Origin of the sequence: Pseudomonas sp. NFPP24, assembly GCF_900112095.1 — a bacterium.
Lineage (GTDB): Bacteria > Pseudomonadota > Gammaproteobacteria > Pseudomonadales > Pseudomonadaceae > Aquipseudomonas > Aquipseudomonas extremorientalis.
Map to the genome: position 1 here is coordinate 141,993 of NZ_FOKD01000002.1, position 23,630 is coordinate 165,622.

A 23,630-nucleotide genomic window follows, 5' to 3' on the forward strand; every position below is an offset into this window, starting at 1 on the left:
AAACAATCGCGTATTTCGGCACTACATATTGAGTCAAAACGCGCCATTGTTTGTCTTAGCCACTACATTTCCCGCAAACCGTAATAGGCTCAGTCAGAAACTGACAGGCGGCACCTTGGGCCGTTACAATTACCGACTTTGTCGCAACGCTTGGAGCTCAACCTTCCGTGCCCGTTCTGCGTCTACCGCTACTCCCTGCCGAGGCAGGTAAACAGCATTGGGGCAACCTGCCCGGTGCCGCCCTGAGCCTGGCCATCGCCGAGGCTGCCAGCGCAGCCAAGCGCTTTACCCTGCTGCTCACCGCCGACAGCCAAAGCGCCGAAAGGTTGGAGCAGGAGCTGAGCTTCTTCGCCCCCGATTTGCCGGTGCTGCATTTCCCCGACTGGGAAACCTTGCCCTACGACCTGTTCTCGCCGCACCAGGACATCATCTCCCAGCGCATCGCCAGCCTGTACCGCCTGCCGGAACTGGCCCACGGCGTGCTGGTGGTGCCGATCACCACGGCACTGCATCGCCTGGCGCCGACCAAGTTCCTGCTGGGCAGCAGCCTGGTGCTGGATGTCGGCCAGAAGCTCGATGTGGAGCAGATGCGCACGCGCCTGGAAGCCAGCGGCTATCGTTGCGTCGATACGGTATACGAGCACGGTGAGTTCGCGGTGCGCGGTGCGTTGATCGACCTGTTCCCGATGGGCAGCAAACTGCCCTATCGCATCGACCTGTTCGATGACGAAATCGAAACCCTGCGCACCTTCGACCCGGAGAACCAGCGCTCCATCGACAAAGTAGACTCGATCAAGCTGCTGCCGGCACGGGAATTCCCGCTGCAAAAAGACGCGGTCACCCGCTTCAAGGCGCGCTTTCGTGAACGCTTCGACGTGGACTTCCGCCGCTGCCCGATCTTCCAGGACCTGAGCAGCGGGATTACCCCGGCCGGTATCGAGTACTACCTGCCGCTGTTCTTCGACGAAACCTCCACCCTGTTCGACTACCTGCCACAAGACACCCAGGTGTTCTCGCTGCCCGGTATCGAACAAGCGGCGGAAAACTTCTGGAACGATGTGCGCAACCGCTATGAAGAGCGCCGCGTCGATCCATCGCGTCCTTTATTGCCGCCCGCCGAGCTGTTCCTGCCGGTAGAAGACTGCTTCGCCCGCCTGAAAAACTGGCCACGCGTGGTCGCCAGCCAGCAGGATGTGGAAAAAGGCGCCGGCCGCGAGCGCTTCCCGGCAGGAATGCTGCCGGACCTGGCGATCCAGGCCAAAGCCACGCAACCGTTGGAAGCGCTGTCCAACTTCCTCGGTGACTTCCCGGGCCGTGTGCTGTTCACCGCCGAATCCGCGGGTCGCCGAGAGGTGCTGCTGGAGCTGCTGGAACGCCTGAAGCTGCGCCCGAAAACCGTCGACAGCTGGCCGGATTTTGTGGCGAGCAAAGACCGCCTGGCGATTACCATCGCGCCACTGGACGAAGGCCTGCTGCTGGACGATCCAGCCTTGGCATTGATTGCCGAAAGCCCGCTGTTCGGCCAACGCGTGATGCAGCGCCGCCGCCGTGAAAAACGCGCCGACGCCAACAACGACGCGGTGATCAAGAACCTGACCGAGCTGCGCGAAGGCGCGCCGGTGGTGCATATCGACCATGGCGTCGGCCGTTACCTGGGCCTGCAGACCCTGGAGATCGACAACCAGGCCGCCGAATTCCTCACCATGGAGTATGCCGAGGGCGCCAAGCTCTACGTGCCGGTGGCCAACCTGCACCTGATCGCCCGCTACACCGGCAGCGACGACGCCCTGGCGCCGTTGCACCGCCTGGGCTCCGAGACCTGGCAGAAAGCCAAGCGCAAGGCCGCCGAACAGGTGCGCGACGTCGCCGCCGAGTTGCTCGACATCTACGCCCGCCGCGCTGCCCGCGAGGGTTATGCGTTCGCCGACCCGAAAGCTGACTACGCCACCTTCAGCGCCGGCTTCGCCTTTGAAGAAACCCCAGACCAGCAAACCACCATCGAAGCGGTGCGCGCCGACATGCTCGCGCCCAAGCCGATGGACCGCCTGGTCTGCGGCGACGTGGGCTTCGGCAAGACCGAAGTGGCGATGCGCGCCGCCTTCATCGCAGTGCATGGCGGCAAACAGGTGGCGATCCTGGTGCCCACCACCCTGCTCGCCCAACAGCACTACAACAGCTTCCGCGACCGCTTTGCCGATTGGCCGGTGACGGTCGAAGTGATGAGCCGCTTCAAATCAGCCAAGGAAGTGAATGCTGCCGTCGCCGACCTGGCCGAAGGCAAGATCGACATCGTTATCGGCACGCACAAGCTGCTGTCGGATGACGTGAAGATCAAGAACCTGGGGCTGGTGATCATCGACGAAGAACACCGCTTTGGTGTGCGCCAGAAAGAACAGCTCAAGGCCCTGCGCAGCGAAGTCGACATCCTCACCCTCACCGCCACGCCGATTCCGCGTACGCTGAACATGGCGGTGTCTGGCATGCGCGACCTGTCGATCATCGCCACGCCGCCGGCACGTCGCCTGTCGGTGCGCACCTTCGTGATGGAGCAGAACAAAAGCACGGTCAAGGAAGCGCTGCTGCGCGAACTGCTGCGCGGCGGGCAGGTTTATTACCTGCACAACGATGTGAAAACCATCGAGAAATGCGCCGCCGACCTGGCCGAGCTGGTGCCGGAGGCGCGTATCGCCATCGGCCATGGGCAGATGCGCGAGCGCGAACTCGAGCAAGTGATGAGCGACTTCTACCACAAGCGCTTCAACGTGCTGATCGCCTCGACCATCATCGAGACCGGGATCGACGTGCCGAGCGCCAACACCATCATCATCGAGCGCGCCGACAAGTTCGGCCTGGCACAGCTTCACCAGTTACGCGGCCGCGTCGGACGCAGCCACCACCAGGCCTATGCCTATCTGCTGACGCCACCGCGCCAGCAAATCACCGGCGATGCGGAAAAACGCCTGGAAGCGATCGCCAACACCCAGGACCTGGGCGCCGGTTTTGTGCTGGCCACCAACGACCTGGAAATCCGTGGCGCCGGCGAACTGCTGGGCGATGGCCAGAGCGGGCAGATCCAGGCGGTGGGTTTCACCCTGTATATGGAAATGCTTGAGCGTGCGGTGAAAGCCATCCGCAAGGGTGAGCAACCGAATCTCGATCAACCTTTGGGCGGCGGCCCGGAGATCAACCTGCGCTTGCCTGCGTTGATTCCCGAGGACTACCTGCCGGATGTGCACGCACGGCTGATCCTGTACAAACGCATCGCTTCGGCCACCGACGAAGAAGGCCTCAAGGACCTGCAGGTGGAGATGATCGACCGCTTCGGCCTGTTGCCCGAGCCGACCAAGAACCTGGTGCGCCTGACCCTGCTCAAATTGCAGGCCGAGCAACTGGGGATCAAGAAGGTCGACGCCGGACCGCAGGGCGGGCGCATCGAATTCGAGGCGCAGACCCCCGTGGACCCATTGGTGCTGATCAAGCTGATCCAGGGCCAGCCCAACCGCTACAAGTTCGAAGGGGCTACGCTGTTCAAGTTCATGGTGCCGATGGAACGCGCCGAAGAACGCTTTAACACCTTGGAGGCGCTGTTCGAGCGCCTCATCCCGAAACCTGCTTGAAGGACGCCCGAATGCGCCTGTTCCGCATGTTGAGCCTGTTGTTGGTGGTCGCGGCACCTGCGGCGTTCGCCGACAGCCCGTACCAGGTGGAAATGATCCTGGTGCGCCAGAACGCCGAACCGGTGATCAACAGCCGCGCCGCCCCGGAAAACTGGGATGCTGGCGCCGCGCGCCTGGGCGACCGGCTGAGCCCGCCGCGCCTGTCCAACATTGTCGATAAGCTGCGCGCCGACTCCACCTACACGGTGCTGCTGCATAAGGCCTGGGAACAGAACCTGGGCGAGCAGCCGGTCAAGGTCGCCATCACGGACGGCCAGGAGCAGTTCGGCCAGTTCCCCATCGAGGGCGTGCTGAGCCTGCAACTGGGGCGTTTTACCGATATCGATGCGAACTTCTGGATCAACCAGTTCGACGCCAACGGCAGCGTGATCGCCAGCGAACACCTGAGCCAGACCGACGTGCGCACCAAGAACAACCAGCTCAACTACCTGGACGGCGGCCACCTGGCGTTGCTGATCAAGATCACCTCGCTGACCGCCAAGCCCCCCAGCGCACCACCGCCCGACCTGCAGGACTGATCCATCGCCATGCCCCTGACGTCGTCGCTGACCAAACCCCTGGCCCCTTCGTGGGCCAATCGCTTTAAAGAGCAGAGCCTTGAGCGCGGGCGGCGTTATGCCCTGGAGAACCGGGTGCGCATCGTCGAATCCGGCGACAGCACCATCATCGCCAGTTGCGAAGGCTCAGGCGGCAACGTCTACCGGCAGACCATTTCGCTGCGCGAATCGGCCAAAGGCACGTTGATCCTGGTGGACAGCCGCTGCACTTGCCCGGTGCGCACCAACTGCAAACACATCGCGGCGGTATTGCTCAAGATCCAGGAAACCCTGGCCTTCCCCGCTGCCGCCCAGGACGCAGAACTGCTGGAAAAACTCCAGGCAGTCCTGGAAAACCGCGCGGTGTTGCCGCAGGTGGTCATGGAGGATGTGGTGCCGGTGCCGCGCCTGTGGATGGCCAGCGTGGAGTTCAGCGCGTTCGAACCACGCAACGGCAAGATGCAGCGCTATATCCAGCACAGGGCGGCGCTGTCGTTCAACTATTTGGGCAACTATGTCAGCGGGCAGAAAAACACTGACATCATCGTGCGCCAGGACACCCAGAGCCTGCGCATCAAGCGCCATCCCGAGCTGGAACAGCCGTACCGCGAGCAAATGCGCCTGCTGGGCTTCAAGATCGCTACGCGCCAGAGCAAGGCCCTGCCTGAGAGCGCCGGGGAACTGTTCGAGATGGTCAATGACAGTGCCTGGCTGACCTTCACCCTCAATGCCACGCCGACCTTGCGGGCCGAAGGCTGGGAGCTGCTGATCGATGATGATTTCGGCTTCGACCTGAGCGCCGTCGATGACTGGTACGCCACGGTAGATGAAGGTCCGGAGCGTGATTGGTTCGATCTGGAGCTGGGGATCATCGTCAACGGCGAGCGACTGAGCCTGTTGCCGATCCTGCTGAACCTGATGCGCTCCCACACCGAGATACTCAACCCGGAGAAGCTGGCGCGGCGTCGCGATGATGAGCTGATCCTGGTGAATATCCCTGGCCTGCCCAATGGCCACGGCCCCATACAAGTGGCGTTGCCCTATGGCCGACTGAAACCGGTGCTGGCCACCCTCGGTGAGTTTTATCTACAGGAAGCCGGCACCACCACGCTGCGCCTGGCCAAGGCTGATGCAATCCGCCTTAACCCGCTGGAAGACCTGCCGCTGCAGTGGGAAGGCGGCGAAAAGATCCGCAACTTCGCCCAACGCCTGCGGGACATCAAGGATTTCACCTGCGTGGCGCCCGAAGGGCTGAACGCGACCCTGCGTCCATATCAACTGGAAGGCTTGAGCTGGATGCAGTCGCTGCGCCAGCTTGATGTGGGCGGGATACTTGCGGATGACATGGGCCTGGGCAAGACCCTGCAGACCCTGGCGCATATTCTCACTGAAAAGAACGCCGGGCGCCTGGATCGCCCCTGCATGGTGGTGATGCCCACCAGCCTGATTCCCAACTGGCTGGACGAAGCGGCGCACTTCACGCCGCAACTCAAAGTGGTGGCGTTGTATGGCGCAGCCCGCAAGAAACATTTCGCGAACCTGCAGGACTATGACCTGCTGCTGACCACCTATGCACTGCTACCCAAGGACATCGACCAGCTCAAGGTCCTGCCCCTGCATGTACTGATCCTCGATGAAGCCCAGTACATCAAGAACCCGTCCAGCAAGGCGGCCCAGGCGGCACGCGAACTGAATGCGCGGCAGCGCCTGTGCCTGAGCGGTACGCCACTGGAAAACCACCTGGGTGAGCTGTGGTCGTTGTTCCACTTCCTGCTGCCGGGCTGGCTGGGTGATGTAAAAAGCTTCAACCGCGATTACCGCGTGCCCATCGAAAAGCGCGCCAGCGACGTACGACTGCAGCACCTCAACGGTCGGATCAAACCCTTCCTGTTGCGCCGCACCAAGGAACAGGTGGCCACTGAGCTGCCGCCCAAGACCGAGATCATCCATTGGGTCGACCTCAACGAGGCCCAGCGTGACGTGTACGAAACCATGCGCCTGGCCATGGACAAGAAGGTCCGCGACGAGATCACCCGCAAGGGCGTGGCACGCAGCCAGATCATCATTCTTGAGGCGCTGCTCAAGCTGCGCCAGGTGTGCTGCGACCTGCGCCTGGTCAACGACGCCACCCTGCCCGCCCGTGGCAGCAGCTCGGGCAAGCTCGATAGCTTGATGGAAATGCTTGAGGAGTTGTTTGAGGAAGGTCGGCGGATCCTGCTGTTTTCCCAGTTCACCTCAATGTTGAGCCTGATCGAAGTCGAGCTGAAAAAGCGCGGTGTTGCCTACGCCTTGTTGACCGGCCAGACGCGGGACCGGCGCACGCCGGTGAAGGATTTCCAGAGCGGCAAACTGCAGATTTTCCTGATCAGCCTGAAGGCCGGCGGTGTGGGCTTGAACCTGACCGAAGCCGACACGGTGATCCACTACGACCCCTGGTGGAACCCGGCGACGGAGAACCAGGCGACTGACCGTGCGTATCGCATCGGCCAGGAAAAGCCGGTGTTCGTCTACAAGATGATTGCCCGGGGCACGGTGGAGGAAAAAATCCAGCACCTGCAAAAGGAAAAGTCCGACCTGGCGGCAGGTGTGCTGGATGGCCGTACGACCGGGGATTGGCAGTTGGGCAACGAGGATATAGAAGCGCTGTTTGCGCCGTTGCCCAACAAACAGGAAAAGCGCTGACAGCTCGATCGCCATCGGGGGCAAGCCCCCTCCCACATTCGATCGCAGTCGTCATGTGGGAGGGGGCTTGCCCCCGATGGGCTCGACGCAATGTTCAGCCGATCAGCTGAGCATCCCGCAACGCAGTCAGCGCCGCCAACCAACGCGGATCCTGCTTGTACTCGGTCGAAGCAACCGCCTGCCCACGCATGCGCGCAATGCGCACCGATGGCGTGACCTTCATGCGCTGCGCCGCACTCAGTGCCAACTCAGCCGCCGCGCGATCGTTGCACACCAATCCCATGTCGCAACCGGCCGTCAACGCGGCCTCGATGCGGCTGGCAGCATCACCGACAACATGCGCCCCCGCCATGGACAGGTCATCGCTGAAAATCACCCCATCGAACTGCAACTCGCCGCGCAGGATGTCCTGCAACCAGCGGCGCGAGAAGCCGGCTGGCTGGGTGTCGACTTGCGGGTAGATGACGTGCGCAGGCATAACAGCCGCCAGTTGCTTACTCAGGCGTGCGAAAGGCACCAGGTCATTGGCGCGAATCTGTTCCAGGCTACGCTCATCATTGGGAATGGCGACGTGGGAATCGGCCTCGGCCCAGCCGTGACCGGGGAAGTGCTTACCGGTGGCGGCCATGCCGGCGCTGTTCATCCCACGGATGAATGCACCCGCCAGCACGGCGGCCCGCTCGGGGTCGCCCTCGAAGGAACGGGTGCCGACCACGGCGCTGCGCTGATAATCCAGGTCCAGCACCGGGGCGAAGCTCAGGTCCAGGCCCACGGCCAGCACTTCGGTGGCCATGATCCAGCCGCACTGCTCGGCCAGGTACTCTGCATTCGGGTTATCCGCCAAGGCACGCATGGCCGGCAGGCGCACAAAGCCCTGACGCAGGCGCTGTACGCGACCGCCTTCCTGGTCGACCGCCAGTAGCAGGTCTGGGCGCACGGCACGAATCGCCGCACTCAACTCGCGTACCTGGCGTGGGTGCTCGATATTGCGCGCAAAAATGATCAGGCCACCCACCTCAGGCTGGCGCAGCAGGTGGCGATCCTCGGCCGTGAGCCAAGTGCCGGCAACGTCGACCATCAAAGAACCTTGCAGGGCAGCAGTCATAAACCTTCCTTATAAAACGCACACAACCCGTTGCCCCCACCAGGCACAGTGAGCACAACAGGTTGCGAGTAAATAGCTGAATTCGGCATGGGCCGCTAGCTTAGCGGATGCAGGCGGCTGCGCACACCCGGGTGGCTCAAACCTTGGCGGGGCTTGGCGCGGATTTGCTGCGCGGACGTAATTGGGCGGCAGCCATCGTCGGGTCGGTCACACCGGTTTCAGCACGCATACCGGCGGCCAGGAACGGCACCATCAGGCGCATGACCTGTTCAATAGAGGTGTTGACGCCGAAATCAGTCTCGGCAATCGCCCGCAGCGCCTTGATCCCCGACATGCTGAACGCCGCAGCTCCGAGCATGAAATGCACGCGCCAGAACAGTTCAATCGGTGGAATACGCGGAGCGGCCTCGTTGACCAGCAACATATAGCGACGAAATACCTTGCCGTACATGTCCTCCAGATAGCGCCGCAAGTGACCCTGGCTCTGGCTGAACGCCAGGCCGAGCAGGCGCATGAAGATCGACAGGTCGTTGCCGCTGCGCGGTTGAACCACCAATGCTTGTTCAACGAGGATTTCCAACAGCTCTTCGAGTGTCGGCTTGTGGTCGGTCTTGCCCTGGCGACGCTCGAGTTCACGGTCGAGACTGGCGCAGAACGGCCCCAGGAAGCGCGAGAACACCGCCTGGATCAGGGCTTTTTTTGAGCCGAAATGATAGTTCACTGCTGCGAGGTTGACGCCAGCCTTGCTGGTGATCAGCCGCAATGAAGTTTCAGCAAATCCTTTTTCCGCGAACAATTGCTCGGCAGCATCGAGAATGCGTTCAACGGTTTCCGACTGGGCCATGGCTACTCCGCCTGACAAACACTTGTTTGAAACATACGTTTCAGGGTGTGTCTTGTCAAGCCTGCGAGTTCGCTTTCCGGCCGGGCAGTCATGTATTTCATCGCTATTTAATCACATCTCTATTGATCTGTAGGCAGCGCTATCTCGGGCCTGTGGGAAGCATCAGGGATGACCGTCCAGCGGAGGGCTGGAAAAGGATGATTGCCAAGCGCAGTTCACTGTATATAATCCCAGTCACTGTATAAAAAGACAGAGCGATCAACATGCTAAAACTGACGCCACGCCAAGCTGAGATTCTGGCTTTTATCAAGCGCTGCCTCGATGACAACGGCTACCCGCCGACACGAGCAGAGATTGCGCTGGAACTGGGTTTCAAGTCCCCCAACGCCGCCGAGGAACACCTCAAGGCCCTCGCTCGCAAAGGCGCGATCGAGATGACCCCCGGTGCCTCACGCGGTATTCGCATCCCTGGCTTCGAGGCCAAGGCCGACGAATCGACCCTGCCGATCATCGGCCGCGTCGCCGCCGGTGCGCCTATCCTGGCGCAGCAGCACGTCGAGGAGTCCTGCAACATCAACCCTACCTTCTTCCATCCGCGCGCCGACTACCTGTTGCGGGTCCATGGCATGAGCATGAAGGACGTGGGCATCTTCGACGGCGACCTGTTGGCCGTCCACACCACCCGCGAAGCCCGTAATGGCCAGATCGTCGTTGCCCGTATCGGCGACGAAGTCACCGTCAAACGCTTCAAGCGCGAAGGCAGCAAGGTCTGGCTCCTGGCCGAGAACCCTGAGTTCGCCCCGATTGAAGTGAACCTGAAAGATCAGGACCTGGTGATCGAAGGCTTGAGCGTCGGCGTCATTCGCCGCTAAAGGAGGCATCATGCAGCTCGTCCACACCCCACAACACACACAACTGTCGCTGTTCGAGGCCTTCATGGCCCAACCCCTTGCGCCCATCCTCAAGGAAACGATCGAAGCGCCCTGGAGCGCGGAGCCTGAGGCGTTCAGTGAATTGTCGTTGCGCGGTGCAGCGGGGAGCTGCCTGAGCCTGCTGGCGCCGATCCTTCGCGAATTGAGCGAAGAGCAGGACGCCCGCTGGCTGACGCTGATCGCCCCGCCCGCCAGCCTGACCCAGGCCTGGCTACGGGACGCTGGCCTCAACCGCGAGCGCATCCTGCTGCTTCAACCACGCGGTACGCAAAGTGCCCAGCAGTTGACCTGCGAAGCCTTGCGCCTGGGTCGTAGCCATACGGTAGTGAGCTGGTTGAACCCGCTGAATGCCAGCGCCAAGCAGCAACTGATCAGCGCTGCACGTACGGGCGATGCCCAGAGTTTGAATATTCGATTGGGCTGAAATCACAGGCCTTGCCTGTGATATGCGAGCGTCTGCTGTGAGCGGGCTTCTGTGGCGAGCGGGCTTGCCCCGCGCTGGGCTGCGAAGCGGCCCCAAAACCAGGCACCGTGGAATACCTGATATACCGCATTAAATCCATCTAGGACTGCTTCGCAGTCCAACGCGGGGCAAGCCCGCTCACCACAGCAAGCCCGCCCGCCACAGAAGCCCGTTCAACGCAGAAGCCAACTCACCACAACAAACCCGGTCATTGTAAAAACCGACCTGTCATCTGGGCTCAATGAAGAACCCGCGGCCCGTCTTCTTTCTCCGGTTCGCCTTCTGCCAGGCGACCTGCCATCTGCACACCCACGCTCAACATGGCTTTAGCCACTTCCACATGCTGGCCCTGCAAGAACACCTTGGCATCCTCGGAAAAATCCAGAATGACCAGAGAACCTTCGTCCTCTGCCCGGCGCAGCTCGATTCGGCCGTCAGGCAACTCAACAATTTCCAGAAAGGACGTCGGCATAAAAGTCTGTTCTCCACGAAAGGCCGGGATTATATCAGTCATCCACCCAGCCTCGCAGAGGATCTGAACAGGTTTCTTGACAGCTTGATGAATGGTCGCCGCCCAATTCCTACAGGATGATCAACATTCATTAAGGCCTTCACGAAAGCGCAGCGCCATCTTTTTCAATTCCTGGCGCCAGCCTCCCAGCTCTTCCCGGCTCAACGGCTTGGGCTCTTCCTCTTCCACTGCAACCGCCACGATCAGCGGCTGGGTCACATCCCCCTTGGGCACATGGGGAATGCGCGGCGGCTGGAACATATCGGCATGCGCCTTGAGCAAGCGTGCGATCCAACTGTCGGGGCTTTGCGCCATTTCCACCAGCTCAGCCAGCTCAGGAATCGCCATGGTGTCCAGCACTTCGCGATTCATGATTATTTCCGCACGGGGCGAACCGGCCTGGGGCAGGCGGTAAAACCCGGCGATTTCATGACACAGGCCCAGCAAGGCGCCATACAGGTGGAACAACGCCGCTTCACGCCCCGCCTGGACCAGCGCAATGGCATTCATCTCTTTCCCTTCCTCGGCACGGCCAAGGGCTTCCAGGGACAAACCCGCGAAGTAAATTTTCTGATTGGTACGGGTATAGAGTTCGTAGGCCATGACGGCAATCTCCACAACGAATAAACGTGATGCTGGCTGAACAGTGTCACGGATCAGCCGAGCCTACTGCAAGTGCAATAAACCGCCGCTTATGCGGGTCAAAAGTCGACTTTCAGAACCAAACAGACCCAAATGAGGAAGGGGGCAAGCCCCCACCCTCATTTGGGTCTTCAGCGCATCCGCCGGATCAAGCGCCCTGGCGTTTATCCTCGACCTTCCACTTGCCGCCGTCATAGAACGCTTTCCAGCCAGTCGGCTTGCCGTCCACTTCGGACTGCACGTACTGCTCCTTGGTCTTGCGGCTGTAGCGGATCACGGCTGGGCGACCATCCGGGTCCTTCTTCGGCGCTTCGCACAGGAAGTGGTACTTCGGATCGATCTCGTCCTTGTGCGGCACGATTTCCAGCACCAGCGGCGCACGGGTCTCGCGGTTCTTAGGGAACTGACTGGCGGCCAGGAACAACCCCGAAGCACCGTCACGCAGGATGTAGGTGTCGTTGACCTTCTCGCACTTGAGCTCCGGCATCTTCACCGGGTCCATCTTCGGCGGCGCCGCATCACCGCTTTTCAGCAGCTTGCGGGTGTTCTTGCAGGTCGGATTGGTACAGCCGAAGAACTTGCCGAAACGGCCGGTCTTGAGCTGCATCTCGCTGCCGCACTTGTCACATTCCAGGCTCGGACCTTCATAGCCCTTGATGCGATAGGTGCCCTCTTCGATCTCGTAGCCGTTGCAATCCGGGTTGTTACCGCAGATGTGCAGCTTGTGTTTCTCGTCAAGCAGGTAGGCGTCCATCGCCGTACTGCAGATCGGGCAGCGGTGCTTGCCACGCAGTACCAACGACTCGGACTCGCCCTCGTCATCGGCCGCGATTTCGTCGCCCGGCACCAGGTTGACGGTGGCCTTGCAGCGCTCTTTCGGCGGCAGGCTGTAGCCCGAGCAACCGAGGAAAACGCCAGTGGACGCAGTACGAATCTGCATCGGCCGACCACAGGTCTGGCACGGAATGTCGGTCATCACCGGCTGGTTGGCACGCATACCACTCTCAGGGCTTTCGGCCACTTCGAGTTTCTTCTTGAAGTCGCCGTAGAACTCGTCCAGCACGTTTTTCCAGTCACGCTCGCCCTGGGCCACGTCATCGAGGTTCTCTTCCATCCCGGCGGTGAAGCCGTAGTCCATCAGGTTGGAGAAGCTCTCGGACAGACGCTCGGTGACGATGTCGCCCATCTTTTCCGAATAGAAACGACGGTTGTGCAGCGCCACGTAGCCGCGGTCCTGGATGGTGGAGATGATCGCCGCGTAGGTCGAAGGACGACCGATGCCGCGTTTTTCCATCTCTTTGACCAGGCTGGCCTCGGAGTAGCGCGCCGGCGGCTTGGTAAAGTGCTGGGACGGGTCGAGCTTGATCAGCTTCAGCGTATCGCCCTGGGCCATGTCCGGCAGCACGTCATCATCGCCCGGCTTGGCGATCTGCGGCATCACACGGGTATAGCCGTCGAACTTGAGGATACGGCCCTTGGCACGCAGCTCGAAGTCGCCAGCGCCCACACTCACGGTGGTGGACAGGTATTGCGCCGGCAGCATCTGGCAGGCCAGGAACTGGCGCCAGATCAGCTCGTAGAGGCGCTCGGCGTCGCGCTCCATGCCGCTCAGCTTGGCGGGCGTGGTGTTGGCGTCGGAAGGACGAATCGCTTCGTGAGCCTCCTGTGCGCCTTCCTTGCTGCTGTAGACGTTCGGCTTCTCCGGCAGGTACTTCTTGCCGAATTCGCTTTCAATATAGGTACGCGCCATGGCGACCGCGTCCACCGACAGGTTGGTGGAGTCGGTACGCATATACGTGATGTAGCCGGCTTCGTACAAGCGCTGGGCCATCATCATGGTCTTCTTCACACCGAAGCCCAGGCGGTTGCTCGCAGCCTGTTGCAGGGTGGAGGTGATAAACGGCGCCGACGGCTTGCTGCTGGTCGGTTTGTCTTCACGCTTGACGATGCTGTAGCTGGACGCCTTGAGCTTTTCCAGCGCGGCCATGGCCTGGGCTTCGTTCAGCGGCTTGAAAGCCTCGCCTTTCTCACGGGCCACTTCAAAGCGCACGTTGGCGCCCTTGGCGGTGCCGAGGTCTGCGTGGACTTCCCAATATTCTTCGGGGATGAACGCACGGATCTCGCGCTCACGCTCCACCACCAGCTTCACCGCAACCGATTGCACTCGGCCGGCAGACAGGCCACGAGCAATCTTCGCCCACAGCAGCGGCGAGACCATGTAACCCACCACGCGATCGAGGAAGCGACGCGCCTGCTGGGCGTTGACCCGGTCGATGTCCAGCTCGCCCGGCTTGGAGAAGGCTTCCTGGATAGCTTTCTTGGTGATTTCGTTGAACACCACGCGCTTGTAGCGGCTGTCATCACCTCCGATGGCTTCCCGCAGGTGCCAGGCAATGGCTTCCCCTTCGCGGTCCAAGTCCGTCGCGAGATAGATGGTGTCAGCATCCTTGGCGAGCCGGCGCAGCTCTTCGATGACCTTTTCCTTGCCGGGAAGGATTTCGTACTTGGCCTTCCAGCCATGTTCCGGGTCCACCCCCATACGCGAGACCAGCTGCTTGCGCGCTTTCTCTTTAGGGGTGAGCACCGGACCTTCGCCCGCAGCCGCCTTGCCGCGCTTGGCGGCTGGCTCCTTGCTGGCGCTAGCCGAACCGCTGGTGGGCAGGTCTCGGATATGGCCGATACTCGACTTCACCACGTACTCGTTGCCCAAGTACTTGTTGATGGTCTTGGCCTTAGCCGGGGATTCCACAATGACCAGCGATTTGCCCATGGATCGGAAAATTCCTGAATTCGAGAAGTGAAAGGCAGTTGGCGCCTGTCGCGGCAACGCTATATATAGTGGCAACAAGGTGAGGTCAAGCGCAGCAGTCTGCGCGACCTGCCGTTATTGCCCTGAAAAAAGACTGGGTTCGGCCTGGACCAAAGCAAAGCGCGGGACCTGCTCGCCGTCAACTTCGACGGTCTCCAGGAACATGCTCAACGGGCGTACCCAAAAGCCGTAATCGCCATACAGAGCTTGATAGAACACCACTTCTTCTGCGGTCTCGGAGTGGCGCGCCACACTGAAAACACGGTACTGCGGACCTTTATAATGTTGATAGAGCCCTGGTTCGACTTTCATGCTCTGGCCCTCTTACAAAATTTGTTGAAAAAAAATATTAAAAATTCCAAAAAACAAAAACCGGGGCACTGGGCCCCGGCTTCCGTCACGCCAACGCTTAGACGCGTTCGAAGACGGTGGAAATGCCTTGGCCGAGACCAATGCACATGGTTGCAACCCCGAGGTTGCCGCCATTTTGCTTCATCACGTTAAGCAAAGTGCCAGAAATCCGCGCACCGGAGCAACCGAATGGGTGGCCCAGGGCAATCGCGCCGCCGTGCAGGTTAACCTTCTCATTCATCTTGTCGAGTACTTTCAAATCTTTCAGCACTGGCAGGGCCTGTGCGGCGAAAGCTTCGTTGAGCTCGAAGAAGTCGATGTCGTTGATGGTCAGGCCCGCGCGCTTCAAGGCTTTTTGTGTGGCCGGTACTGGACCATAGCCCATGATTGCCGGGTCCACACCCGCCACCGCCATCGAACGGATCACGGCCAGCGGCTGGATACCCAGGTCCTGGGCACGCTGCGCCGACATCACGATCATGCATGAGGCACCGTCCGTGATTTGCGACGAGGTACCGGCTGTCACGGTGCCGCCCTTTGGATTGAAGGCCGGCTTGAGCGCCGCCAGGCTTTCCAGGGTGGTGTCCGGACGAATGGTTTCGTCGTAGTCGAACAGTTTGAGGAAACCGTTCTCGTCGTAGCCGTTCATCGGGATGATTTCATCCTTGAACTTGCCTTCCACGGTCGCCTTGTGGGCCAACTGGTGGGAGCGCAGGCCGAACGCGTCCTGGGCTTCGCGGGTAATGCCGTGCATTTTGCCGAGCATTTCCGCGGTCAGGCCCATCATGCCCGAGGCTTTTGCCGCGTACAGCGACATGTGCGGGTTAGGGTCGACGCCGTGCATCATGCTGACGTGGCCCATGTGCTCCACGCCACCGACTACGAACACATCACCGTTGCCGGTCATGATCGCCTGGGCGGCGGTGTGCAGCGCGCTCATCGACGAACCGCACAGGCGGCTGACGGTCTGGCCGGCAGCAGTATGCGGGATCTGGGTCATCAACGACGCCATGCGCGCGATGTTCCAGCCCTGCTCCAGGGTCTGGTTGACGCAGCCCCAGATCACGTCCTCGACTTCGTTCGGGTCGACCTTGACGTTGCGTTCCAGCAATTTGCTGATCAGGTGCGCCGACATGTCTTCGGCACGGGTGTTGCGGTGCATGCCGCCCTTGGAGCGGCCCATCGGTGTGCGACCGAAGTCGACAATCACCACGTCTCTTGGATTCAAGCTCATAAATATTCTCGCTCTAGTCGTCTGGGCGCTTAACCGAAGAAGCTCTGGCCGTTCTTGGCCATTTCACGCAGCTTCGCGGTCGGGTGGTACAGCGGGCCCAGATCAGCGTATTTGTCAGCCAGGGCAACGAACTCGGCCACACCGATGGAATCGATGTAGCGCAGTGCACCACCACGGAATGGAGGGAAACCAATACCGTACACCAGGCCCATATCGGCTTCGGCGGCGGTTTCTACGATACCGTCTTCCAGGCAACGCACGGTTTCCAGGCACAGGGCGATCATCATCCAGTTGATGATGTCTTCGTCGGACACCTCACGCTGCTCGTAGATGACCGGTGCCAGCACTTCGTGCACGGACGGGTCGGCCACTTTCTTCTGCTTGCCCTTCTTGTCCGCCTCGTAGGCGTAGAAGCCCTTGCCGTTCTTCTGGCCCAGGCGCTTGGCCTCGTATAGCGCGTCGATCGCCGAGCGGCGGTCGTCTTTCATGCGGTCCGGGAAGCCTTCAGCCATCACGTCGCGGCCGTGGTGGCCAGTGTCGATGCCGACCACGTCCATCAGGTACGCCGGGCCCATCGGCCAGCCGAATTTTTCCATGACCTTGTCGATGCGCACGAAGTCCACGCCAGCGCTGACCAACTTGGCGAAACCACCGAAGTACGGGAACAGCACGCGGTTGACCAGGAAGCCCGGGCAGTCATTGACTACGATCGGGTTCTTGCCCATTTTCTTGGCGTAGGCAACGGTAGTGGCCACGGCCAGCTCGCTGGACTTCTCGCCACGGATCACTTCCACCAACGGCATCATGTGCACCGGGTTGAAGAAGTGCATGCCGACGAAGTTTTCCGGACGCTTGAGGGCCTTGGCCAGCAGCGAGATGGAAATGGTCGAAGTGTTGGACGCCAGGATAGTGTCGTCTTTGACCTGGGCTTCCACTTCAGCCAGTACGGCTTGCTTGACCTTCGGGTTCTCGACAACCGCTTCGACCACCAGGTCGACATGGCCGAAATCACCGTAGGACAGCGTAGGACGAATGCCGTTGAGCACTTCAGCCATCTTCGCTGCGGTCATACGACCTTTGTCCACACGACCGACCAGCAGCTTGGCGGCTTCCGCCAGACCTTGTTCGATGCCGTGCTCGTTGATGTCTTTCATCAGGATCGGCGTGCCTTTGGACGCCGACTGATAGGCGATACCGCCGCCCATGATACCGGCGCCGAGTACGGCAGCCTGTTTCACGTCGCGGGCGATTTCGTCGTAGGCCTTGGCCTTCTTCTTCAGTTCCTGATCGTTCAGGAACAGGCCGATCAGGCTCTGGGCCGCCGAGGTCTTCGCCAGTTTGACGAAGCCCGCCGCTTCCACTTCCAGGGCCTTGTCGCGCCCGAAGTTCGCGGCTTTCTGGATGGTCTTGATCGCTTCAACCGGCGCTGGGTAGTTCGGGCCGGCCTGGCCAGCCACGAAACCCTTGGCGGTTTCGAACGACATCATCTGTTCGATGGCGTTGAGCTTGAGTTTTTCCAGTTTCGGCTGACGTTTGGCCTTGTAGTCAAACTCGCCGCTGATGGCGCCCTTGATCAGGTTCAGTGCGGCTTCGGCCAGCTTGTCCGGAGCGACAACTGCGTCGACGGCACCGACTTTCAGGGCGTCTTCAGCCTTGTTTTCCTTACCGGCGGCGATCCACTCGATGGCATTGTCGGCACCGATCAGGCGCGGCAAACGTACGGTGCCGCCAAAACCTGGGTAGATGCCCAGCTTGACTTCGGGCAGGCCGATCTTGGCAGTGGCGGACATGACGCGGAAGTCTGCCGCCAGGCACATTTCCAGGCCGCCGCCCAACGCGATGCCGTTGATGGCAGCGACGGTCGGTACGTTGAGGTCTTCGAAATCGCTGAAAATCTTGTTGGCTTCGAGGTTGCCAGCCACCAGCTCGGCATCGGGCAGCTTGAAGTTGTCGACGAATTCGGTGATGTCAGCGCCGACGATGAACACGTCCTTGCCGCTGGAAACGATCACGCCCTTGACCGAAGCATCTGCTTTGATGGTGTCTACGGCCTGACGCAATTCATTCAGGGTTAGACGGTTGAACTTGTTGACGGACTCACCCTTGAGGTCGAATTTCAGTTCGACGATGCCACTTTCAAGAGCCTTAACCGTGATGGCTTTACCTTCGTAAATCATCAACTGATCTCCACGATATGGAAGCTGAACAGTACACATTGGACGCTGGCCTATGGGTTGGACATTGATGAAATCGTCAATGTTCACGCCAATCCGCCAGGCACACCCGCCAATGCGATAGTCGGGATTCTGTATGAGTCGTCTGACAGACAAACGCTCAATTCATACGCCCGTTTGATTTGGGTACGCCACCTTCATCCAATTCCGGGCAATTGTCAATCGCTCCAAAGGCTAGGAAAAACGCGACTTTCCAGTCAGTTCAGAACCTCACGCCCACGCCCGCGCATTATCAATATTTGAATATTCACGAAATCAATAATAGAAAAGATGTGGGAAAAGGCTGTACAGAATGAGATATGCGGCTAGGCTAGCCGCAACCAACGATTTACCGGCCTGCCTGGCCAACTCCAGCCCGATGATGACTGTCGGGCTTTTTATTGCCTGCGATTCAGGCCAACGCCTTGAGCAGCGCATCGATATCCTTCAACACGCTCGCCTCGCCCTTCTCGCCCCAGTACAAGGCGATCATCTGCTTGTCTGCCTCGACCTTGTAGACGTTGGCCGGCAGCGTCGCAAAATGCGGCAACAACTTTTCATCGACGCACACTTCGCGCCATTGATTGACCCACACACCTGGATCCAACTGCCAATAACACCATATCGCCGGCGTGCTGCCGCGTCGTGGCCGACAGTACTGCGCGCAAGGGCTCGGCGGCTCCTGCTTGAGCCAGTGCGGCCACTCCTGGGGCGCCAGTTGCATGGCCAGGCCGATACGGCGCGCCTCCATGCGCAGGGCCATGCGCCCGCTCTGGTGGCGCGACGGGCGCAACCATGCCAGGGGGCTCAGCAGCACCACAAGGATTGACACCACTATCCAGACCGTCATATGTGTACTCCCGAATTTACAGATGAGCGGATTTGATCTGACGCAACCCCATCCGCTTGAAAGCAGCCATACTGAATCTATTGCAGTCCCCCTGGAGGAACGCCTCATGCCCTACCAACATATTCTGGTCGCTGTCGATCTGACCGAAGAGTGCGATCCAGTGATCAAGCGCGCGCAGGAATCTGCATTGGCCAATGGTGCGGTGCTGTCGCTGGTGCATATCGTCGAGCCCATGGCCATGGCCTTTGGCGGTGACGTTCCGATGGACCTTTCCCAGTTGCAGCAACAACAATTCGACCAGGCCAAGGAGCGTCTGGACCGCTTGATTCTCAAGTACCCGCACCTGAAAAAGGAAGACTGCCACCTGACATACGGCCAACCGCGCCAGGAAATCCACCACCTGGCCAAGGAAAAAGGTTGTGATCTGATCGTGGTCGGCAGCCATGGCCGTCATGGGCTCGCATTGCTGCTAGGCTCCACGGCCAACGATGTACTGCATGGTGCGCCATGCGATGTGCTGGCGGTGAAGCTGCTCAAAAGCTCGTAAGACCAGGAGGGGGCTTGCCCCCTCCCACATTTTGAATCGCATTTCATATGAAAAACCCGGTGTTCATCCAAATGAACACCGGGTTTTTCAATGCATTTGGATCAATCAGGCATCCAACTCAGCCCAACGCTCGACCAACACTTCCAGCTCCTGGTTCAGTTTCTCCAGGGAAGCGATGACCTCGGCGGTTTCCGCCGCCGGACGCAGGTAGAACCCCGCGTCAGCCATTTGCGCTTCTACCGCGGCAATCTGCTGTTCCTTGGCGTCGATATCACCCGGCAAGGCTTCCAGCTCACGCTGCAGCTTGTAGCTGAGTTTCTTCCTGGTCGCCGGCGCAGCGTCCTGGGCCGGTGCAGCAGCAGCGACCACCGGGGTCACGACGGCGGAGGTCAAGTCGGCTTTGCCGGACTTGCTCTCGGTCACGCCCAGCAATCGCGGGGAACCGCCCTGGCGCAGCCAGTCCTGGTAACCACCGACGTATTCACGCACCTTGCCCTCACCTTCGAAGACCAGGGTGCTGGTGACCACGTTGTCGAGGAATGCCCGGTCGTGGCTCACCATCAGCACGGTGCCGTTGAAGGTCAGCAGCACTTCTTCCAACAGCTCGAGGGTTTCCACGTCGAGGTCGTTGGTCGGTTCGTCGAGGACCAGCAGGTTGGCCGGCTTGCTGAACAGCTTGGCCAGCAGCAGGCGCGCACGCTCACCACCGGACAAGGCTTTCACCGGGGTACGCGCACGCTGCGGGCTGAACAGGAAGTCGCCCAGGTAGCTGAGCACGTGACGGCTTTGGCCGTCGATATCGATAAAGTCGCGGCCTTCGGCGACGTTGTCGATCACGGTTTTTTCCAGGTCCAACTGATGGCGCAACTGGTCGAAGTAGGCCACGTCGATCCGCGTGCCCTCCTCCACTTTACCGCTGGTCGGCTGCAGGCCGTTGAGCATCAGCTTGAGCAAGGTGGTCTTGCCGGTGCCGTTGGCACCCAGCAGGCCGATACGGTCACCGCGCTGCAGGACCATGGAGAAGTCCTTGATCAGGAACGGGCCGTCCGGGTGATGGAAGCTGACGTTCTCCAGCACCATCACCTGCTTGCCCGACTTGTCGGCGGTGTCCAGCTGGATATTGGCCTTGCCGGTACGCTCGCGACGCTCGCTGCGCTCGACACGCAGGGCTTTAAGGGCGCGTACGCGGCCTTCGTTACGGGTGCGGCGGGCCTTGATGCCCTGGCGGATCCAGACTTCTTCCTGGGCCAGTTTCTTGTCGAACAGCGCGTTGGCGGTTTCTTCGGCGGCCAGCGCGGCTTCCTTGTGCACCAGGAAGCTGGCGTAGTCGCCGTTCCAGTCGATCAGGCCGCCACGGTCCAGTTCCAGGATGCGCGTTGCCAGGTTCTGCAGGAAGGAACGGTCGTGCGTGATGAACAGCACGGCGCCCTGGAATTCCTTGAGGGCTTCTTCCAGCCAGGCAATCGCGCCGATGTCCAAGTGGTTGGTCGGTTCGTCGAGCAGCAGCAGGTCCGGCTCGGACACCAACGCCTGGGCCAGCAATACGCGACGACGCCAGCCGCCGGACAACTCGGCGAGGGTCTTGTCCGCCGGCAGTTGCAGGCGACTCAGGGTACTGTCGACCAACTGCTGCAAGCGCCAGCCATCACGAGCTTCCAGGTCTTGCTGGACGTGCATCAGCTTGTTCAGGTCATCTTCGGTGACACAGTTCTGTGCCAGGTGATGGTATTCGGCGAGCAGTGCGCCAACGCCGTCGAGGCCTTCGGCAACCACGTCGAACACTGTCCGTCCGTCGGCCACCGGCAATTCTTGCGGCAATTCGCCGATCTTGAGGCCCGGCGCGCGCCATACGGAGCCGTCATCGGGCTTCTGATCGCCCTTGACCAGCTTCATCATGCTGGATTTGCCGGTGCCGTTGCGGCCGATGATGCACACCCGCTCACCACGGGCGATCTGCCAGGACACCTTGTCCAACAACGGCATGGCGCCGAAAGCAAGGGACACATCGCTGAATTTGAGCAGGGTCATACGCTTCTCCAAAAACTGGGCGCGCATTCTACCTGAGTTAGGGGCTGAGGCGGCCGGGATTTTCTCAGTCGACATACTCTGAGAGACATTTCCGAGTAACTTGAACGAAGCGGCGGTCAAAGCTTTCATCGGCGTCAGGCAAAAGGCTAAGCTAGGGGCAATCAGTGTCGGCAGCGCCGGCACTTGTCCAGATTCCTCTGCACGGACGTCTCATGCGCAGTCGCCTTTTCAACTTTTTATCTTGTCTGCTTCTTTCCGCCACCGCCGTCCAATCCGCCCAGGCCATGGACCTCACCACCCAACGTCAATATTACGATGAAGCCAAACGCGCCCTGGCCAAGGGCGATACCGGCCCGTACATGCAATACAGCCAGGCCTTGGCCGACTACCCGCTGACGCCCTACCTGGCCTACGACGAACTGACCGCTCGCCTGAAAACCGCGAGCAACCAGGAAATCGAGCAATTCCTCGCCAAAAACGGCGACCTGCCCCAGGCCAACTGGATGAAACTGCGCTGGTTGCGCTGGTTGGCCGAGCGCGGCGACTGGCAGACCTTTGAAAAGTACTACGACTCCAAGCTCAATTTCGTCGAACTGGACTGCCTGCACGGCCAGTACCAGCTCACCCATAATCTGAAGGCCGAAGGCTACAAGACCGCCGAAAAACTCTGGATGACCGGCAAGTCCCAACCGGCTGCCTGCGATGTCACCTTTGGCCAATGGGCGGCTGACGGCCAACTCACCGAACAGAAGATCTGGGACCGCGCCAAGCTCGCCGCCGAAGCACGCAACTACGCGCTGGCCAACAGCCTGGTAAAAACCCTGCGCACGCTGGGCCCTCAAGGCCGCCTGATGGTGGACGTGGCGCAAAAGCCCGACATGCTCAGTGACCCATCGCGCTTCCTGCCGGCCACCGAGGCCATGTCTGACGCCGTGGGCCTGGGCCTGCGTCGCCTGGCACGCCAGGATCCGGACAAGGCCATGGCCCTGCTCGATGGCTACGCCAGCAGCATGCACTTCTCCCGTGACGAAAAAGTGTCGATCGCCCGGGAAATCGGTCTCACCCTGGCCAAGCGCTATGACCCGCGCGCCCTGGAGGTGATGACCAAGTACGATCCCGAGTTGCGCGACAACACTGTGTCCGAGTGGCGCCTGCGCCTGCTGCTGCGCCTGGCCCGCTGGGAAGACGCCTACCAGTTGACCCGCAAACTGCCACAAGACCTGGCCACCACCAATCGCTGGCGCTACTGGCAGGCCCGCAGCCTGGAACTGGCCGAGCCGAAGAACCCGCAAGCGCTGGTCCTGTACAAGCACCTGGCGCAGGAGCGTGACTTCTATGGGTTCCTGGCCGCTGATCGCTCCAAGGCGCCGTACCAGTTGAAGAACAAACCGTTGCTGATGAGCCAGGCGCTGGTCAACAAGGTACGCAATACCCCGGGCGTGCGTCGTGCACTGGAGTTCTACGCACGTGGCCAGGTGGTGGATGGCCGCCGTGAGTGGTACCACGTCAGCCGTCACTTCAACCGTGACGAAATGGTCGCCCAGGCCAAGCTGGCCTACGACATGAAGTGGTACTTCCCGGCCATCCGCACCATCAGCCAGGCGCAGTACTGGGACGACCTGGACATCCGCTTCCCGATGGCCCACCGCGATACCCTGGTGCGTGAAGCCAAGGTGCGCGGCCTGCATTCCAGCTGGGTGTTCGCAATCACTCGCCAGGAAAGCGCCTTCATGGACGACGCCCGCTCCGGCGTCGGCGCCAGCGGCCTGATGCAACTGATGCCCGGCACCGCCAAGGAAACCGCACGCAAGTTCAGCATCCCCCTGGCCTCCCCGGCCCAGGTGCTGGACCCGGATAAAAACATCCAGCTCGGCGCCGCCTACCTGAGCCAGGTGCACAGCCAGTTCAACGGCAACCGCGTGCTCGCCTCCGCCGCCTACAACGCCGGACCGGGTCGCGTACGCCAGTGGCTGCGCGGCGCCGATCACCTGAGTTTCGATGTGTGGGTGGAGAGCATCCCGTTCGACGAAACCCGTCAGTATGTGCAGAACGTGCTGTCTTATTCGGTGATCTACGGGCAGAAGCTCAACTCACCGCAACCGCTGGTGGATTGGCATGAGCGGTACTTTGATGATCAGTAACAGGAGAAGCTTCAAGCGGTAAGATTGAAGTTTCGATAGAAATGCCCGCATTGAGAGATGCGGGC

At 60.6% G+C, this 23,630-nt stretch carries 17 protein-coding genes; 7 read left to right on the top strand and 10 right to left on the bottom strand.

Annotated features, from left to right (window positions below; translation table 11 throughout):
* Positions 1 to 167 precede the first annotated feature (167 nt).
* Genes mfd through BM026_RS04385 form a run of 3 tightly spaced genes read left to right on the top strand, consistent with a single transcriptional unit; the run spans position 168 to position 6,895 of the window.
* On the top strand, positions 168 to 3,617 hold the full coding sequence (gene mfd, locus BM026_RS04375) for a transcription-repair coupling factor (RefSeq protein WP_071489015.1): 3,450 nt from the start codon (positions 168 to 170) through the stop codon (positions 3,615 to 3,617).
* Between the two features lie 11 nt (positions 3,618 to 3,628).
* Positions 3,629 to 4,195, top strand: a complete 567-nt coding sequence (locus tag BM026_RS04380; protein ID WP_093512002.1) for a CsiV family protein — start codon at positions 3,629 to 3,631, stop codon at positions 4,193 to 4,195.
* A gap of 9 nt (positions 4,196 to 4,204) precedes the next feature.
* The gene (locus BM026_RS04385; RefSeq protein WP_093527522.1) at positions 4,205 to 6,895 is read left to right on the top strand and encodes a DEAD/DEAH box helicase; all 2,691 of its coding nucleotides are present in this window, start codon (positions 4,205 to 4,207) and stop codon (positions 6,893 to 6,895) included.
* Positions 6,896 to 6,989: 94 nt separating this feature from the next.
* Here BM026_RS04385 and nagZ read toward each other — a convergent pair whose 3' ends face one another.
* Together nagZ and BM026_RS04395 are read right to left on the bottom strand one after the other, a co-directional pair.
* Positions 6,990 to 8,000 (bottom strand): beta-N-acetylhexosaminidase, encoded by a 1,011-nt coding sequence (gene nagZ, locus BM026_RS04390; RefSeq protein WP_093527524.1) that lies wholly within the window; start codon positions 7,998 to 8,000, stop codon positions 6,990 to 6,992.
* A 136-nt stretch (positions 8,001 to 8,136) separates the two neighbouring features.
* Entirely contained in the window at positions 8,137 to 8,844 is a 708-nt protein-coding gene (locus tag BM026_RS04395; protein WP_071489011.1) for a TetR/AcrR family transcriptional regulator, read from the bottom strand.
* A 263-nt stretch (positions 8,845 to 9,107) separates the two neighbouring features.
* On the opposite strand from BM026_RS04395, the gene lexA reads away from it, so the two are divergent.
* Positions 9,108 to 9,716 carry a transcriptional repressor LexA gene (gene lexA, locus BM026_RS04400; RefSeq protein ID WP_003172575.1) on the top strand — a complete coding sequence of 203 codons (609 nt, stop codon included), beginning with the start codon at positions 9,108 to 9,110 and terminating at the stop codon, positions 9,714 to 9,716.
* A 10-nt stretch (positions 9,717 to 9,726) separates the two neighbouring features.
* Entirely contained in the window at positions 9,727 to 10,200 is a 474-nt protein-coding gene (gene sulA, locus BM026_RS04405) for an SOS-induced cell division inhibitor SulA (protein WP_071489010.1), read from the top strand.
* A 277-nt stretch (positions 10,201 to 10,477) separates the two neighbouring features.
* Here the strand turns inward: sulA and BM026_RS04410 are convergent, their stop codons facing one another.
* The 7 genes from BM026_RS04410 to BM026_RS04440 all read right to left on the bottom strand — a co-directional run bounded on the left by BM026_RS04410 (position 10,478) and on the right by BM026_RS04440 (position 18,849).
* Positions 10,478 to 10,711 carry a hypothetical protein gene (locus BM026_RS04410; protein WP_010212068.1) on the bottom strand — a complete coding sequence of 78 codons (234 nt, stop codon included), beginning with the start codon at positions 10,709 to 10,711 and terminating at the stop codon, positions 10,478 to 10,480.
* Positions 10,712 to 10,831: 120 nt separating this feature from the next.
* The gene (locus BM026_RS04415) at positions 10,832 to 11,353 is read right to left on the bottom strand and encodes a DUF6586 family protein (protein WP_093527525.1); all 522 of its coding nucleotides are present in this window, start codon (positions 11,351 to 11,353) and stop codon (positions 10,832 to 10,834) included.
* Positions 11,354 to 11,540: 187 nt separating this feature from the next.
* Positions 11,541 to 14,162, bottom strand: coding sequence for a type I DNA topoisomerase (topA, locus tag BM026_RS04420; RefSeq protein WP_092247375.1), 2,622 nt, complete (start codon positions 14,160 to 14,162; stop codon positions 11,541 to 11,543).
* 114 nt (positions 14,163 to 14,276) lie between these two features.
* Complete coding sequence (locus BM026_RS04425; RefSeq protein ID WP_092247372.1) at positions 14,277 to 14,513, bottom strand: DUF1653 domain-containing protein; 237 nt, start codon at positions 14,511 to 14,513, stop codon at positions 14,277 to 14,279.
* A gap of 97 nt (positions 14,514 to 14,610) precedes the next feature.
* Positions 14,611 to 15,786, bottom strand: a complete 1,176-nt coding sequence (fadA, locus tag BM026_RS04430) for an acetyl-CoA C-acyltransferase FadA (RefSeq protein ID WP_016975260.1) — start codon at positions 15,784 to 15,786, stop codon at positions 14,611 to 14,613.
* A 29-nt stretch (positions 15,787 to 15,815) separates the two neighbouring features.
* Entirely contained in the window at positions 15,816 to 17,963 is a 2,148-nt protein-coding gene (gene fadB / locus BM026_RS04435; RefSeq protein ID WP_034102543.1) for a fatty acid oxidation complex subunit alpha FadB, read from the bottom strand.
* 448 nt (positions 17,964 to 18,411) lie between these two features.
* Complete coding sequence (locus BM026_RS04440) at positions 18,412 to 18,849, bottom strand: hypothetical protein (RefSeq protein WP_071489006.1); 438 nt, start codon at positions 18,847 to 18,849, stop codon at positions 18,412 to 18,414.
* Between the two features lie 106 nt (positions 18,850 to 18,955).
* Here BM026_RS04440 and BM026_RS04445 point away from each other — a divergent pair, with 106 nt between their 5' ends.
* The gene (locus BM026_RS04445) at positions 18,956 to 19,396 is read left to right on the top strand and encodes a universal stress protein (RefSeq protein WP_092247369.1); all 441 of its coding nucleotides are present in this window, start codon (positions 18,956 to 18,958) and stop codon (positions 19,394 to 19,396) included.
* A 105-nt stretch (positions 19,397 to 19,501) separates the two neighbouring features.
* Here BM026_RS04445 and BM026_RS04450 read toward each other — a convergent pair whose 3' ends face one another.
* Positions 19,502 to 21,424, bottom strand: coding sequence for an ATP-binding cassette domain-containing protein (locus tag BM026_RS04450; RefSeq protein WP_093527527.1), 1,923 nt, complete (start codon positions 21,422 to 21,424; stop codon positions 19,502 to 19,504).
* A gap of 212 nt (positions 21,425 to 21,636) precedes the next feature.
* On the opposite strand from BM026_RS04450, the gene BM026_RS04455 reads away from it, so the two are divergent.
* Entirely contained in the window at positions 21,637 to 23,565 is a 1,929-nt protein-coding gene (locus BM026_RS04455; protein ID WP_093527529.1) for a transglycosylase SLT domain-containing protein, read from the top strand.
* Positions 23,566 to 23,630: the final 65 nt, after the last annotated feature.